The organism is Williamsia muralis NBRC 105860, assembly GCF_001598915.1.
GTDB lineage: Bacteria > Actinomycetota > Actinomycetes > Mycobacteriales > Mycobacteriaceae > Williamsia > Williamsia muralis.
On record NZ_BDAP01000002.1, the window covers coordinates 764,330 to 779,233 of the forward strand.

Consider the following 14,904-nt stretch of genomic DNA (forward strand, 5'->3'; position numbering starts at 1 on the left):
GCCTAGACCGGGGCGGTCTCCTTCACGTCTGCGGTGACGCGCCGTGCTGCGTCCAAGAACTTCGGGATGAACTCGTCGGCTTCGAGCACGCAGCACGCGTGTCCGCCGTTCACCTCGACGGTGAGTACACCGGGGATGTTGTCGGTCAGCAGTCGTTGGCGCCACAGCGGGATCACGCGATCCTTCAGCGAGAGCAGGACTGCGGTGGGCACATCGATCTCGCCCAGCCATGGCTGAGAGTCGAAGTAGCTCATGCCGTCTCCGAGGGTGCCCAGCCGCGACACCGGGGTCGAGAGGAATTGACGTAGCGCCCACACGGTGTCGGGCACCGAACGGTCGTCGAGTTTGGCGGCCTCGGGTTGCACGTGTGGCGGATGGATCACCTTCATCAACCTGCCGATGTTCGACATGTTGGTCTGCCGCTGTGGGTCGTGGCTGCCGAAGAATGGTCCGGTGGAGCACAGCACCATTGCAGTGACCCGGCCCGGATGCCGTCGCCAGACCAATTGCGCGATACCGCCTCCCATCGAGAAGCCGGCGACCGTGAAGGTGTTGATGCCCAGGACGTCGGCAAGGGCGGCGACGTCGTCTGCGCAGTCGTCGAGGTCGAAAGGCTTGTTGCGGATACCGCGGCCGTGCCAGCGTTGGTCGAGGGTGATCACCCGGAACTCCTGGTTCAGCTGGGGGATCAGTGGATACCAGCACAGCAGACCGGTGGTGAGGACTGAATGCAGCAAGAAGATGGCCGGCGCGTCCCTGGGTCCGGAGTCGGTGACGAACGTGGAGCCACGCCCCGGCAGGTGAATCATGTGGCCGTGAGGGAGGTCGTGTACGGGGTACGGCTCGATCATCTTGTCGACGCGCGACAGGACCTGATTGCGGACCGACTGCAGCACATTTCGCACCGCACCGACGTTACGGGAAAACGGTCGCAGCGGTCGGCCGGTCAGGTCTTCTCGACCAGATACAGGTGCTCGGTGACGTGGGTGTTGCGTCCGCCGAGGTTTCGGCTGCCACGGAAAGTGTTGTAGCGCTGAGTGATCTCGGTGACCGGGCCGACGTCGGCGAGGATCTCGCGCATCTGTTCCGGCGAGATGTATCCCTCGTCGTTGTAGGAGATCAGGACAAACCTGGTGTCGAGGTCGTCGATGAGACGTGCCAGCAACGGGCCAGCGGTGGACCGGACGTTGTACCCCGAGCGATTCCAGTCGCGGGGGATGCCCGATACGCGGCTCATCTGCGCGGGCTCCCGGTTCTCGGCGATCAGGTTGAGCATGAAGTAATTGGAACCGTATGGGTGCTGGTTGTACGGGGGATCGAGATAGGCCACGTCCACCGGCCCGATGAGGTCGGGCAGATCGGCGGCGTCGGCCTGCAGGATCTGGCGTTCGGCGTGGTGAACACTCAAGACCGGTGGGGTCAGGACGATCTGTCGGGTGATGCGGCCCAAGGCGTCGGCGGCGGTACCACCGAACCTCCCGATGCCCGTTCCGCGGTCTTTGTAGAAGCCCTTGAACACCCCGGAAGTGTTGGCGTGCACGGACGCAGCCGAGAGCAGCGGTCCGAGGAGCAGCGACCGCATCGGCTGCGGCCGGGCATGAATCAGCGCGACGTACGCGTCGAGTCGACGGGCGTTGTCCGTGGTGTAAAAGACCCGCTCACCCTGCGCGATTCGGCTGTCGTCGGCGGGTGCGTAGTGACGGGCGATGAAACCGTCTGTGCGGAAACCTGATTCGACCTCGGCGTTGATCTCGGCGACGGCAGAACGGACCGCCCCGTCGTCGATCTCGCTCGTGTTGGTCAAATAACATTCGCTGATGACACGCGCGTAGCTCTCGAGGTCGTTGCTGATCACGACGTCCGACCGGGCCTTCGCGAGCCGGGACACCACGCCGCTACCCGAGAACGCGTCGAGTGTCACCAACGGCCGACCGAGCCGTTGTTGTACGGACGCCAGTGCGTCATCGACCATGCCGAGCAGCTGACGTTTGTTGCCGAGGTAGGTGATCAGCTGGGTGGTCCGGTAGATGACCTCGTCATCTGCAGAAGGGGCCACGGACACAGCCCGAAGCCTATCGCTCACGTGTGGGGGATCCGGCGGTGTCTCGGTGCGGCGGTGTCTTGGTGCGCAGCTGTGTCTCGGTGTTGGGGTTTGCCGGTGTGTCAGTCGTCGAGGCAGAGTTCGGTTTCGATGCTGATGGGTACGCCCGTGGCGATCAGCAGTCGGCAGGGGGCCTCGGAGTCGCGGTAGAGGCTCAGCCATTGGTGCCCGCGGCTGCCATCGGCGTAGACCGCCTCGAGTGTGCGGTTGAGCCGCGCCTCGGCCTCGTTGTTGATGATGTAGCGCTGGTCGCCGTATCGCAGATACTTGTTGGGCACGCGGGTAACCTCCACCGGCTTGATCTGTTCCGTCCACGTTCAGTGTGACTCAGACCACGAAATGTGTTCACCGGTTTCATCCGGCAAGATCCGGCAAACTTCGCCTAGGTTGTTGGTGGGAACATTCTGCGAATTCTGGGCGAACAGCGGGTATCGAATGCGTATGCGGGGGCCTCGACAATGAGCACACAGGAGGTCGAGCGGTCCGACGTGGCGTCGGAAAGCGCTGTGGACCGGTTGCCGATGCCTTGGTGGCGCAATCTGCGGGTGTGGCGCTGGGTTGCGACAACCCTGTGGCTGGGCGTCGTCGTGGCGCACCTGATCTTCCTCGGCCTCGCGTTCGACCGGACGCGCTTGATCTTGCTGATGTGCCTGGGTCTGGCCGCAGCGAGTATCGGGCGGCGACGGGTCACCACGGTGATCATCGATTGGCTGCCATTTGCCGGGATACTCCTGCTCTACGACTTCACCCGGAACATCGCCCAGTGGATGGGGATGCCGACGCACTGGTCGCTCGCCGCAGACTTCGACCACATGTTGTTCGGGGTGAATCCGACGGTGTGGTTGCAAGAACGCCTGAAGCAACCCGACACGCCCTGGTGGGAAGTCTTCACCAGCGTCGTCTACATGTCGTACTTCATCATCCCGTATGCGGCTGCCGCAGTGTTGTGGCTGCGCAATCGCCACGCGTGGCGACGGTACGCGGCCGGCTTCCTGATCACGACGTTTGTGGCGCTGGTGGGATACACCCTGCTGCCCGCAGCGCCGCCGTGGGCCGCCGCCCGGTGCACCTCGGAGCAGGTCGCGGACTATCCGCGCGCACCCGAATGTATGAATCAGCTCTATGCCGATGATGGTGGACTGCTCGGGGAGCTGGAGCCGCAGAACGCGGGCGCCCAGCCCTACGTCGAACGCATCTCCGCGCGTGGGTGGGAAGTGCTCGACATCCACGCCGCTTCCAACCTGCTCCAGTTGGGTCAGGCGAAAGCCAATCTTGTTGCCGCGATCCCGTCGTTGCATGCGGGGTTGACGATGTTCCTGGCGCTGTTCATGTGGCCACGCGTGCGTGCACTCGGGCGAACGTTGTTCCTCGGCTACGCCGTTGCGATGGCCTTCACGTTGGTCTACACGGCCGAACACTATGTGCTCGACATCCTCCTCGGATGGGGGCTCGCTGCTGCTGTGGTGGTGGGCGTCGATGTTGTGGACAAGCGGTTGATCGCCAGAAGGAATCGATCGCCGGTCCCGCAGTCGGTGTGAGTGGCTCGGCCGTTCGACAGCTCGGGGCGGCGGCCTCATGTGGCCACTGAATCGATCACCGCGCGCACGGCCTCTTCGAGTTGGGTCAATCCGGGTTCCTCGATGGGATAGTGCCCGCAATTGGTCAGTCGGACAACGGTGTTCGGGCCCGGTACCTTTGCCAGGAACCGTTCGCTGAGCGCGGCCGGGGTCCAGCGGTCGGCTCCCGGGTGTACCAGGGTGATCGCTGGGCCGCCGTACTGCGCCGGTGCGGTGTGTCGGTAGGTGAACCAGTCGGAAAGGAATCCGAGCGGTACGCGACCGCCACCTCCTCGGGGGTCTGCCGCGCACAGCCGGGTCAGTCCAGGGTTGTTGCTCATGGCGCTCATCCGGGCCGGCCATCGAATCGGCACCATCACGTCGCCCGCCCATCGCGACAACAGGGGGAGAGTATGTGGAGCGTTCATGCCGAGAGGCGCCCAGCGGGATACGGCTCCTCGAGCGGAGCTGTCCGACGTGTCGAGCAGACAGGTTGCAACCACAGCTGCGGCAGTGCCTGTCCGACTGGCTGTTTCGTAGGCCAGCATGCCGCCCATGCTTGCGCCGAACAGAACCAGGGGTCTCGGGTCGTCTCGGGTCTCCTCCATCACGAAGTCGCACAGCAGATCAACCCAGTCGCGGTAGCGGACCTTCGCCGGGTCGGCGGTCTCGGTGCGTCCGTAGAGCGGAAGATCAAGTGCCAGTACGTCTGCGTCGCCGGGGGTCGCCACCGCGGTGAATGGCCACAGCGCACCCGAATGGCCGCCGGCTCCGTGGATGATCAGCACTCGTGCCGGCGCAGACGGGTTCTCAGCCCTTGCCACGTGCACGAGGTGACGACCCCACGGCCACCAGGTGGCGACCGGTGCCTGCATCGCGGTTCGGTAGCGCTGCGGAAGGAATCGGGCGTATTCGGCGACGTCGCTATATTCGACTTCGTTCATCTTTTGAGCATCAACGGAGGTCGAGGGCATGGCAACTCGCATTGAGGTCTCATGAGCCGCGCCCGGAAAACGCCTGTTCAGGACCGATCTCGCTTCATGGTCGACGTGATCCTGGAGGCAGCTACTCGCGTTTTCGACAGCGAAGGTGCAGCCGGGACGACCAACCGCATCGCCGATGTGGCCGGAGTGTCGATCGGATCGCTGTACCAGTACTTCCCGAACAAGCACGCGATCATGGCCGCGCTGGCGTGGAGGCATCTCGAGGAGTCGCAGGCAGCCCTCTCGAAGTTGTGCGACCGCTTCGACACGACGGCGCCGAATCGCGTCGAGATGGTGACCACAATGGTCGAGACGGTGGTGCGGCTCAACGGCAGTCATCCCCGCACCTTTGCGGTCCTGCGTGAACACACGCCGCGAACTCCCGAATTGGTTGACGCGTTCACCGCCCTCACCATTGATATGACCGCGCGACTCGTGCCGCACCTCATCCGTACCGGCACGCCGTCTGCGGACGCCCCTCTGCAAGCCCGCCTGCTGGCGGCCTCCATCGACGGGCAAGTACATCAGTTGATCGCGACCGCCATCACTGCCGACGATCGAGAACGATTGTGCGCCGCCATCATTGCCGGTCTGATGGCGACCGACCAGCCGTTGTGACACCGGCCCGGAGCGGCTGGACAGCACGCCCGAACGACTCTGGAGATTGACTTTCGCCCACATGCAGGTTGGACGCGGTCGGGTGTCGGAAGGATTCACCCAAACGATCTACATACGAACAGGTGTTCGAGTCAGTAGAGTGATGACACGCTGATCGTCCGCTAGACCTGACTCTGAGATACGTGTGACTACGCCACCATTGTGATCGGCTGTCCCAATGTTGCTGTCGCAATGTTGTTGTCTCAGTGTTGTTGTCTTGGAGGGGGTGTGGTGATGGCTGTTGTTGATCTGGTTGATGAGGTCATCAGGGTGGAGTTTCCTGATGATCCGGCCGGGGTGGTGGCGATGGTCAAAGGTCTGATCACCCTGCGTAATGCTGTCGAGGCGCGGTTGGCGGCCGGCGCGGCGATCATCGACCGCCTCGGTGTCGCCAAATCTATGGGGTCGACAACGTCGAAGGTGGTGCAGGCCAACGGTGCCGCCCCAGCAGCGGCGGCACGATGGCTACGCATCGGCACCGGCCTGGTGGGGTTGGAGCGTACAGCCGGATACTTTCGGGACGGATTCCTTTCCGCTGAGCACGTCGATGCAGTCATCCGAGGGATCAGCCATGTGCGCGGCCGCTTCGTGGGTGTGATGAGCGGCGACTTCCGGTGTGAGGTCGAGGGAACACTCCTGGCTCATGCGTTCTCTGGTGCACCACCCGCCGAGATCGGCCGGATCGCCCGGGCGATAGGTAACGAGGTCGCCGAGGTGTCGGGTGGGGTGCCGGCCGCCGAAGACGTTTCGTTGAACAGCCTGGACTACGTGATCACCAGCGATGGCCGGTTGTCGGGCAGGTTTGATGTTGATGCGGTGACTGGGGAAAAGATGATGTCCGCGCTCGACGTGTGGTCCCGACCGCGACCTGAACCCGATGGCAGCGCCGATGCTCGCACACCGACGCAACGACGAGCTGACGCCCTGCACCAACTCCTCGATTGTGGCGGTGGTGGGCAGGGTGTGGTGTCGGCGCCGAGAACGGAAGTGGCCGTCACGGTTCCGGCGGATCATCCCGACCGGGCGGTGTTGCGGTGGATGGGTCCGGTCACCGAAGCGACCGCGGCAGCAGCGGCGTGTGATGCGGTGATCACCTCGATCACCCTGGACGGGCAGCAGGTGCCGATCGATTTGAGCCCACCCAAGCGTTTGTTCACCGGGCCAGTGCGTAAAGCGATCTTGCTTCGCGATACCTGCTGCATCAAGTGTGGGGCGCCGGCGACCTGGTCGGACTGTCACCACATCGTGCATTGGGCCGATGGCGGGCCCACCACCCTCGCGAATGGGTGTCTGTTGTGCCGGACGTGCCATCGGGCCGTGCACCACACCGACTGGGACATCGTGATGGGACTCGACGGGCACCCCTGGCTGATCCCACCCGCCGACATCGACCCCACCCAACAACCACTACCCGCCTACAACCGCCGAACCCTCACCCACGCAGCCTGACTCAGGCTGCCTGACTCACACGAACCAGCACCGCACCTCGAAACACCGCACCCGACACATCGCCGGGACCGCGGACGCACCCTGATAACTCCATAGTGTGAACGGCCTGCCGCGTAACCGATCTGACGCGTGAACGTCGCTGCCGCGTGGGGACGTACCGTGTTCAAGGTCGGGCAGTGGAAGGTTCGGACGCGGGTCAGGTGGTCCGTCGGCTGCGTTGACTGTGCGACCGATCTGGCCGATTCAACTGATCTGGCTGATTCGGCGGGTTGCCTTGATCTGGTCTGTCCGTTGGAGCGGTCGTCGGCGAGGTGTGAGAGTCGCCCTTGCCCAAGTCGTCCCCGGTGCCGAGGCTGTCCGCGTTGCCACGTTTGCGCAGCCGCCAGCCGCCGTTGTCCGTGTCGGATTCGCCGAAGTGGTCAGCGTCCACGGAGCTGTACAACGCAACCAGGACTGCACCCACCACCGCGCCGATGAACCCGATGACGGCAAGCCAGCCAAGGCCGGGCTTTGCGCTGTCGTTGAGGAAGACCACGCCGATGATGCCGGGGCCGGCCGTCTCGCCGACCACGAGCACGGCGGTGACGCCGTTGACCTGCCCGAGCTGCAAGGCGACGGTGTGGACGTAGAAGCCGACTGCACCGGCGATGGCGATGGTCCACGCCGCGGGGTCGGTGAGCAGGGTGACGATGTCGAACGGATCGATTCCGCGCAGGATGCGGACCGAGATCGCGATGACACCGAACAGCAGGCCGGCGGCAGCACCGCCGACAATCGCGCCACGCTTGCCGAGCTTGTAGACAGCGAGCAGCGCCAGTCCGGCCAGGACGCAGGTGGCGAAAAGCAGGCCGTAGTGGAAGCTGCGTTGTTCGCCGCCGCCGCCTTCATGCGACGACGACAACCCGAGCGCACACAGTGACGCCACCACCACGCACATCGCGACCCAGTCGCGACCGTGCAGTCGAATCCCCAGTACAGCGGTGCCGACGAGGGCGGTGACGATGAGGTTGGCCGAGACGATGGTCTGCGACAGAAAGAGGGGAAGGAACCGGGCGGCCACCGCGCCGGCGCCGAAGCCGATCACCACCAGCGACGTGCCGAGGATGAACTCGCGGGTCTTGAAAGTGTCGACCGTCGAGGAGACCGACGGGCCACCTTCGGTGGTCAGCTGATGTTCTCTGTCGTGCTCGCGAGCCGCGACTGCCGCCTTGCGGGCACCGAGGGCGCGCAGCACAGTCGACAGACCGTAGGCCACGGCAGCCGCACTGGCGAACAAGACACCGATCAGGAACACCCCGACACCCTCCGTCGCCGCCCGGAATATTCGAGGCCCACCCGGCGCCTGTCCGACGGCGAATATAAGCTACCATGTCGCTGGTGAAAGCCATTCTTCGGTTCGGCAGCGAGGCACGATGACCACTCGCAGCGGAAAAAATGTTCTCATCACTTTCGGGCGTTCATTTCTCACCCTCGATCTCGCCAGATTGATGAATGCCGGCGGGCACAATGTATTCATCGCCGATTCGATTCCATTTCCCATCACACGGTTCTCGAATTCCGTACAAAAGGTGTTCCGCGTTCCGCGGCCCAAGTTCGAGCCACGCGAATATGTGGACGAAATCGCGCGCATCGTCCGGGCCGAATCGATCGACCTCGTCATACCGATTCACGAAGAGACCGACATCCTTGCGATGGCGCAGGATCAGTTCCCGCCGGAGTGCCGCCTGCTGCTGTCCGATTTCCTGACGGAAAACCGGCTGCACAACAAATACGAGTACCAGGTGCTGCTGGAGACCTTGGGCGTGCCCACCCTGAAGTACGCACAGGTTCGCGATGAGGCCGAGTTGGCCGCGCTGGATTTTGAAAGTCCATTCGCGCTGAAGCAGGTTTACTCGCGAGGTTCACAGCAGGTTTATAAAGTGAATCCCGGAGAAATACCCGACGGTCTCACATTTGATCCTCTTAATCCGTGGCTGGCGCAGGAGTGGCTCAAAGGTGATAAGTACTGCACATATTCGGTGTGCCACGAGGGCAGGGTCTACGCGCATGCGATCTACCCTGTGCGATATGCAATCAATGGTCAGTCGTGCCTCAGTTACGAGCCGGTGGAACATTCGGGAATCACCGACTGGGTGACCGAACGGGTGAAAGAAATCAATTTCACCGGTCAAATCGGGTTCGATTTCATCGAACACCCGGAGCGGGGTTTGTTCACCATTGAATGCAACCCGCGTTCTACAAGTGGCATTTTGATGTTCGAACCCCATAACAGAGTCGACCGCGCATTCTTCGGCGAGAATGACGACGTGATCACCCCCGATCCCGACGTCCGCAAAATGGTTGGGCCGGGAATGCTCCTCTACGGCTGGCGCAAATCTGCACTCGAGGGCAACACGCTGCGCGGGTTCGCTCGGGATTTCCGCCATACCGACGAGATCATCACCCGACGCGACGACATCGGTCCTTTTCTGGGCATCCCCTTCGCCTTGAGCAATATCCTCACGAACTCACTCAAGTATCGCGTGGGTTTGGCGGAAGGTTTCATGCACGACCACGAATGGGACGGCGAGCAGATCTGATCGGGCCGTCAGCCTGCGTGCTGACGGCAGAACTCGACGATTCGCTCGACGCTGTCGCCGGGGCCGGTGAACAACCCGCCGTGGCCCGCGCCGTCGATCTGGACGAACGCCGAACCGGGGATGCGGGCCGCGGTGGCTCGGGACAGCTCGGGCGGGAAGAACAGGTCGTGTTCGAACGCCAGCACCAGGGTCGGCACATCGATGTCGGCCAGGTGCTCGGGCAGCGGCTCGCCGGACTTGATCCACTCGTAGGATGCGGTCAGCTGGCCGGTGAAGCCGTCTGGGCTGGCCCAGCCTCCATCGGAACCGCTGAGCATGTCCCGCCAGCCAGACACGGTGGCCGGGTCCTGCAGCAACGTGGTGTGCAACGTGGTCATCAGTTGCTCGAAAACCAGTACTGCTCGGGGTATCTCGCCGATCTGCTCGATGAGGCTCAGCTCCATCTCGCCGACGAGTGCACCGATCGGGCTGGGCTGTAGCCCGGCGAAAAGGACTGCAGCCTTGACCAATTCGGGACGGCTGCGCAGCATGGCCTGAGTTGTGTAGCAGCCCATCGAGTATCCGACGACGAGTGCGTCGTCGACGCCGAAATGTTCGAGCAGTGCCGCGGCGTCGTCGGCGAGGTCGGCCACCGAGTACGGCGAAGGCGGCGCCGAGGACGGAGCCAGGCCGCGCGCGTTGTAACTGATCACGGTGAATCCGGCGTCCGCGAGGGCCGGGGCGAGGCCGCAGATGTCCCACACCATCGACGGCATCCCCAGGCCGCCGTTGAGCAGCACAACCGGTCCTTCTCCGACCTTGGTCACGCCCAGCACGGTCCCGTTCGGCAGCGTCGTCGCGTCCATGATCAGCCCTTTCCCAGTGCGCCCCAGGACATGGTTTATACCAAGCGAGACTTGCTGGAGAAGTCGATCTGCGCAGCCGGGTTGCTGACCGCGGTCACAATCCCGGTCCCATACGGACCCTTCCGGTCGTACAGGGTGGCGGTTCCCACCGAGATCCCGTCGGCGGTGATGTGGCTGTCCGCCTCGATGCCGAGTTCGGCGCCCTCGGGCATGCGCGACAACGCCATGGTGAGGTCGCAGTTGATGTAGCCGATGCCGTCGGTGCCCAGGTTCGTGACAAGACTGGTCGACTCCGCGGACTGCACCGCGTGGACAAACGGTGAGGCGGGTTCGTTCGGCAGCACCGGCATCGCGGTGCTCCACGCTCGTTTGCGCGAGGCGTTCTGGTGGCTACCGATATCCCGCGTCCAGTCGGCGTCGCCTGACTGCAGCCACGGGTGTCGTAGCGTGATGTCCTCCGCCTCGTCGGTCGGCGGGCTGAAGGTGCCCGACGGCTGCCACTCGGTGCCGGGAGGCGGCGCTGAACGCCGCAGGAACACCGCCGTGGCACGCGCAACAGTGACGTCGTCCTGCCGGACCTCGGCGTCGGCGACGACGATGCGTCGGCCCGAGCGGACCAGCGCCGTGGTGACCACCGTGGGCCGGTTCCGGGCCGCCTTGAACAGGTCGATCGTGATGCGGGCGGGCACGAAGTCCGGATCGGCGAAGTCACGCTCGATGGCGCGGGCCGCCACAGCACAGACGGCCGGACCGTTCAGCTGATCCGGGCCCCAGGCGCTGCCGGACCACTTGGTGGGGATCAGCGTGCTGTCGTCGTCACCGGGAACAAAAAAACTACGAGGTTCGGGCACGAGATCGATAGTGTCAGAGCTGGGCTGATGCGAGCGGGGCGGGTGCGGGCGACGCGGAAGGCAGGTCGCGGCGCGACCGACGACTGATCATCGCGAGTGTGGCTGCGGCAGCGACGGCACCGAACCCGAACATCCAGGGATAGGTGACCCCGGGGATGTAGTCGTGCAGATATGCCAGCGTGGCCGGGACCGCGAACCCGAGATAGGTGAGGGCGTAGTACACCGCTGTCAGGCCGGCAAGATCGCCCGGCTGCGCGATCCGCTGCACCTCGGACAGTCCCGCGACGAGGGCGATCCCGTAACCGGCGCCGAGCACAACAGCGGCGACCAGCACCGCCCAGATGGTCAGGATCGACGAGGCGAGCGCTGCCAACGCCATGCCTGCCACGAGCAGGAGCAAAGCCACCTGACTGGCCCGCGCCGAGTCGGGACGGTCGATGCGGCGGGCGAGGGCCTGGATGCCGAACCCGCAGCTGAGTGTCACCACGGAGATCAGCGCTGCGAACGCCATGGGGGCGCCGCCGACCTTCGGTGCCATCAGGGTGGGCAGGATGGCCTGGCATCCGATTGCTGCGCCGAAGACCCACGGCGCCACAGGGACAACGACGTACAGGAACCGGCGATGGCCCAGCGAAGGAATCTTCAGATCATCTCGTAGGCGGGTCGGTGCGGTGGCTCGCTGACGGGTTTCGGGAACACTCCACACCCACACCGCGCCGAGCAGGCACACGCCCGCGTTGAGGACATAGGACAGCACGTGAGGCCAGGGCCCCCACTCCGCCAGCACTCCGGCCAGCCCGGCGCCGACGCCGAACCCCGCGGTCAAGCTCATCGCGGCCCGCTTGGCCCCGTTGTCGACGGACAGTTCCTTGATCCAGCTCGTCCCCACCGCCATCGCCAGGCCGATCGCGATGCCACACAGAATGCGGCCCACGGCGAGGATGGCGCCCTGGTCGGCTGCTGCTGCCAGCACCAGCGATCCGGCTGCGGCGATGAGTGCGGCGGGGCGCATGATCGGCCGGCGTCCGAACCGATCTGACAATGGCCCACCGATCAGGAGCGCCGGGATCATCCCGAGGACGTAGGCGAACAGCAACACATCGACGGTGGGACCGGACAGCTCGTACTCGCTCTTGTAGAACACGAGCAGGGGAGTGAACTCGTTTCCGCCCCAGGCGATGGCGAACATCGCGGCGCTCACGCCGCGCCAGTTCCTCATGCCGGAGGCCTGCGCAGATCGTGCACTGCCGCCAGGTGTGCTGCCAGCGAGGCGGCGAACCCGTCGGTGTCACCCGCCTCGATCAGATCGGTCAATTCGTTGTGATGCTTGATGATTCGCTCCATCTGGGCCTTGTCGCGCAACACCGACGTGCTGGTCATCCGGAGTTGGCGATCGTGCAGGGTGTCGTAGAAGCCGGACAACAGCGGATTGTTCGCGGCCTGTACGAACAAGCGGTGGAAACCGGCGTCCTCGATGGTGAACTGGTCCACCTCGGCTGCCTCGGCGAGACTCTCGAGCCGGGCGATGCTCTGACGAAGCGACTCGACGATCGCGCTCCGATCGGTGTGCGCCAACGCGCGGACCGCGGCGGTCTCGACCGCGTGGCGGGCCCCGATCACGTGTTCTGCCTCGTCTGCTGGGACCGGCACGATCAATGCCCCTCGTTTGGGGTAGAGCCGCATCCACCCCTGGGTCTCGAGCCGCAGGAAGGCCTCTCGGACCGGTGTCCGCGAGATGCCCAGGGCTGCGGCGACCTCGCCCTCGCTGATGAGTTCGCCACCGGCCAGCGAACCGGAGAGGATCCGGCCCTTGACGTCGCGGTAGGCGCGCTCGGCGGCCGACAGGTTCATGGACACAACTTGTATCTAAGCAGTCTGCGTGCGGGCAGACCAGAGACGTGATGTGTGATCTTGGTCAGCCGTGCGATCAGGGCCGGGCGGTGGGGGCGCCTGCCAAGGCGGCTGCGGCTGCATCACGCATACCGAGAGCTTTCCGGTGCTGACCTGCAGCAGCGAGGGCGTCCGCGGTCCGGCCGTACAGCTCTGCGGCTTCGGTGTGCCGACCGAGGCCGGACAAGGTGGTGGCCATGTGCCCGACAACGTCGACGGTGTCGGGGTCGGTGGGGCCGTGGGTGAACATGTATTTGGCGAGCAGGTCCCGGCACAGCGGTTCGCACGCCTTCCACTTGCCCAGATGCACCAGACAGCGGATGACGTCATGCAGGTTGGACAGGCACATCAGCGAGTAGGGACCTTCGCGCCGCGCGCGGATCTCACGCAGTACCGAGAACTCCGCGAGCGCATGGGTGTACTCGCCTGCCTGGAACAGTTCGGTGGCCTCACGCTGCATCTCGTCGAGCACCCATTCAGTTTGCCGTCCGAACCGGCTGTGCTGGGCCGAAACGGGCAAGACGGGCCGAAACGGGGATCCGGGCAAACCGCACCTCGTAGGGCCCAGCGCTGGTTTCCGCCTAAGGTGACCGGGTGACGCAGCCACAAGACCCCGGCGATTCCCATCGGCACCATCACCACGGTCTCGCGGCCGTCGACCTGCATCCGGCGGTCGCCAAGCTCGTGGTGGGGTTGCTGACGGCATGTGCGATCGCGGTCGTCGCGGGTCTGGTGATGCTCTGGCCGAGCGACCGTGACCACGACATACCGGTGCAATTCCAGTCGTCGGGCGGTGGCTCGGTGGAGATCGAGACCGGGCAGGTGGTCTCGCAGGCGATGGCTGATTGCCTGAACTCACAGGCGGGTCAGGTTTTTGCGGGTGCCGCGACGGTGACGACCGTCAAAGACGGCCCGTGCATTCAGAACACGGTGGAACTGACGTCCGGGCCCAACAAAGGTGCCAACACGCTGATCGAGGTCCCGACCAACCGGGTGCAGGCCGGACTGCAACAGGACTCCGGGAGTGACGACCTCAGTGACGCCCAGCTGGGCAAGCCCCAACCGGGCCAGCCCGACCTTGCTGTCGGCGACTCGATCAAGCTGTCTCGAGCGGCCAGTGTGGACGGTTCGGAGAACTACTCGTTCTTCGACTTCGCCCGGTCCACGTCGATATGGGTGTGGGCGGCGGTGTTCGTCCTGGCCATCGTCGCGGTGGCGGCATGGCGCGGCCTTCGGTCGGTCATCGGCCTGGTATTCGCATTCGTGGTGCTGTTCGGGTTCACCCTGCCGGCCATGCTGGACGGGGAATCGCCGGTGGCGGTGGCCATCGTCTCGTCGGCGGCCATCCTCTTCGTGGTGATCTATCTGGCGCACGGGGTGAGTCTGCGCACCAGTGCGGCATTGCTGGGCACCCTCGCGTCGCTCATGGTGGCGGCGTTCTTGTCCTGGCTGTCCATCGAGACCATGCACATCTCCGGCCTGTCTCAGGAACAGACCACCAATCTGCAGATCTACAACAACGCCATCTCGCTGAACGGTGTGCTACTCGCAGGATTCATCATCGGTGCGCTCGGCGTGCTCAACGACGTCACGATCACCCAGGCTTCCGCGGTGTTCGAGCTCTCGGCAGTGGACCAGACCGGGCCCCTGCACACGTTCAAGGCCGCGATGCGGGTGGGCCGCGACCACATCGCGAGCACGGTGTACACCATCGTATTCGCCTATGCGGGTAGCACTTTGCCGCTGCTGCTGTTGTTCTCGGTGTCGGGGCAGTCGTTCTCGACACTCATCACCACCGACATGGTGGCCGTGGAACTGGCGCGCTCGTTCGTCGGCGGGATCGCGATTGCGTTGTCTGTGCCGCTGACCACGGCGGTCGCCGTGCTGCTCTCGACACCGGGGGCGCGTCAGGAGAAGGAGACGGTTGCACAGCCGATCGAACGGCCGGCCGAACAGCCACCAGCGCACGGCAGGCACTGGCTACCGGAGTGAG

At 64.5% G+C, this 14,904-nt stretch carries 15 protein-coding genes; 5 read left to right on the forward strand and 10 right to left on the reverse strand.

Annotated elements, in window-relative coordinates; translation table 11 throughout:
* Positions 1–2: 2 nt before the first annotated feature.
* The 3 genes from WIMU1_RS10295 to WIMU1_RS10305 form a co-directional block, all read right to left on the reverse strand.
* The gene (locus WIMU1_RS10295) at positions 3–851 is read right to left on the reverse strand and encodes an alpha/beta fold hydrolase (RefSeq protein ID WP_062797578.1); all 849 of its coding nucleotides are present in this window, start codon (positions 849–851) and stop codon (positions 3–5) included.
* Between the two features lie 95 nt (positions 852–946).
* On the reverse strand, positions 947–2,062 hold the full coding sequence (locus WIMU1_RS10300; RefSeq protein WP_062796915.1) for a DNA adenine methylase: 1,116 nt from the start codon (positions 2,060–2,062) through the stop codon (positions 947–949).
* A 101-nt stretch (positions 2,063–2,163) separates the two neighbouring features.
* Entirely contained in the window at positions 2,164–2,379 is a 216-nt protein-coding gene (locus WIMU1_RS10305) for a hypothetical protein (RefSeq protein WP_062796916.1), read from the reverse strand.
* A 180-nt stretch (positions 2,380–2,559) separates the two neighbouring features.
* Here WIMU1_RS10305 and WIMU1_RS10310 point away from each other — a divergent pair, with 180 nt between their 5' ends.
* Positions 2,560–3,639: a phosphatase PAP2 family protein gene (locus WIMU1_RS10310; protein WP_062796918.1), complete on the forward strand. Its 1,080-nt coding sequence runs from the start codon at positions 2,560–2,562 to the stop codon at positions 3,637–3,639.
* 35 nt (positions 3,640–3,674) lie between these two features.
* On the opposite strand, the gene WIMU1_RS10315 is transcribed toward WIMU1_RS10310, so the two are convergent.
* Positions 3,675–4,601: an alpha/beta hydrolase gene (locus tag WIMU1_RS10315; protein ID WP_062797579.1), complete on the reverse strand. Its 927-nt coding sequence runs from the start codon at positions 4,599–4,601 to the stop codon at positions 3,675–3,677.
* A 96-nt stretch (positions 4,602–4,697) separates the two neighbouring features.
* Between WIMU1_RS10315 and WIMU1_RS10320 the strand changes: the two genes are divergently transcribed.
* Entirely contained in the window at positions 4,698–5,258 is a 561-nt protein-coding gene (locus tag WIMU1_RS10320; RefSeq protein WP_062796920.1) for a TetR/AcrR family transcriptional regulator, read from the forward strand.
* A 273-nt stretch (positions 5,259–5,531) separates the two neighbouring features.
* Positions 5,532–6,746, forward strand: a complete 1,215-nt coding sequence (locus WIMU1_RS10325) for an HNH endonuclease (RefSeq protein WP_062797581.1) — start codon at positions 5,532–5,534, stop codon at positions 6,744–6,746.
* Positions 6,747–6,942: 196 nt separating this feature from the next.
* Here WIMU1_RS10325 and WIMU1_RS10330 read toward each other — a convergent pair whose 3' ends face one another.
* Positions 6,943–8,040 (reverse strand): DMT family transporter, encoded by a 1,098-nt coding sequence (locus WIMU1_RS10330; RefSeq protein WP_084248149.1) that lies wholly within the window; start codon positions 8,038–8,040, stop codon positions 6,943–6,945.
* A gap of 118 nt (positions 8,041–8,158) precedes the next feature.
* Here WIMU1_RS10330 and WIMU1_RS10335 point away from each other — a divergent pair, with 118 nt between their 5' ends.
* Positions 8,159–9,325, forward strand: coding sequence for an ATP-grasp domain-containing protein (locus WIMU1_RS10335; RefSeq protein WP_062796922.1), 1,167 nt, complete (start codon positions 8,159–8,161; stop codon positions 9,323–9,325).
* An 8-nt stretch (positions 9,326–9,333) separates the two neighbouring features.
* Here the strand turns inward: WIMU1_RS10335 and WIMU1_RS10340 are convergent, their stop codons facing one another.
* The 5 genes from WIMU1_RS10340 to WIMU1_RS10360 form a co-directional block, all read right to left on the reverse strand.
* Positions 9,334–10,170, reverse strand: coding sequence for an alpha/beta fold hydrolase (locus tag WIMU1_RS10340; protein ID WP_062796924.1), 837 nt, complete (start codon positions 10,168–10,170; stop codon positions 9,334–9,336).
* A gap of 35 nt (positions 10,171–10,205) precedes the next feature.
* Positions 10,206–11,021, reverse strand: a complete 816-nt coding sequence (locus WIMU1_RS10345) for an acyl-CoA thioesterase domain-containing protein (protein WP_062796926.1) — start codon at positions 11,019–11,021, stop codon at positions 10,206–10,208.
* 13 nt (positions 11,022–11,034) lie between these two features.
* The gene (locus WIMU1_RS10350) at positions 11,035–12,240 is read right to left on the reverse strand and encodes an MFS transporter (RefSeq protein ID WP_062796928.1); all 1,206 of its coding nucleotides are present in this window, start codon (positions 12,238–12,240) and stop codon (positions 11,035–11,037) included.
* Positions 12,237–12,872: a GntR family transcriptional regulator gene (locus WIMU1_RS10355; protein ID WP_023960122.1), complete on the reverse strand. Its 636-nt coding sequence runs from the start codon at positions 12,870–12,872 to the stop codon at positions 12,237–12,239. Before WIMU1_RS10355 ends, WIMU1_RS10350 begins: the two co-directional genes overlap by 4 nt.
* Before the next feature lie 76 nt (positions 12,873–12,948).
* Positions 12,949–13,383, reverse strand: coding sequence for a tetratricopeptide repeat protein (locus WIMU1_RS10360; protein WP_062796929.1), 435 nt, complete (start codon positions 13,381–13,383; stop codon positions 12,949–12,951).
* Between the two features lie 122 nt (positions 13,384–13,505).
* On the opposite strand from WIMU1_RS10360, the gene WIMU1_RS10365 reads away from it, so the two are divergent.
* On the forward strand, positions 13,506–14,903 hold the full coding sequence (locus WIMU1_RS10365; protein WP_062796931.1) for a YibE/F family protein: 1,398 nt from the start codon (positions 13,506–13,508) through the stop codon (positions 14,901–14,903).
* Position 14,904: the final 1 nt, after the last annotated feature.

Coding starts and splice junctions, on each gene's coding strand:
- WIMU1_RS10295 (WP_062797578.1), bottom strand. CDS start 851: ATGATCGAGCCGTACCCCGTACACGACCTCCCTCACGGCCACATGATT.
- WIMU1_RS10350 (WP_062796928.1), bottom strand. CDS start 12,240: ATGAGGAACTGGCGCGGCGTGAGCGCCGCGATGTTCGCCATCGCCTGG.
- WIMU1_RS10355 (WP_023960122.1), bottom strand. CDS start 12,872: ATGAACCTGTCGGCCGCCGAGCGCGCCTACCGCGACGTCAAGGGCCGG.
- WIMU1_RS10340 (WP_062796924.1), bottom strand. CDS start 10,170: ATGGACGCGACGACGCTGCCGAACGGGACCGTGCTGGGCGTGACCAAG.
- WIMU1_RS10320 (WP_062796920.1), top strand. CDS start 4,698: ATGGTCGACGTGATCCTGGAGGCAGCTACTCGCGTTTTCGACAGCGAA.
- WIMU1_RS10335 (WP_062796922.1), top strand. CDS start 8,159: ATGACCACTCGCAGCGGAAAAAATGTTCTCATCACTTTCGGGCGTTCA.
- WIMU1_RS10310 (WP_062796918.1), top strand. CDS start 2,560: ATGAGCACACAGGAGGTCGAGCGGTCCGACGTGGCGTCGGAAAGCGCT.
- WIMU1_RS10325 (WP_062797581.1), top strand. CDS start 5,532: ATGGCTGTTGTTGATCTGGTTGATGAGGTCATCAGGGTGGAGTTTCCT.
- WIMU1_RS10315 (WP_062797579.1), bottom strand. CDS start 4,601: ATGAACGAAGTCGAATATAGCGACGTCGCCGAATACGCCCGATTCCTT.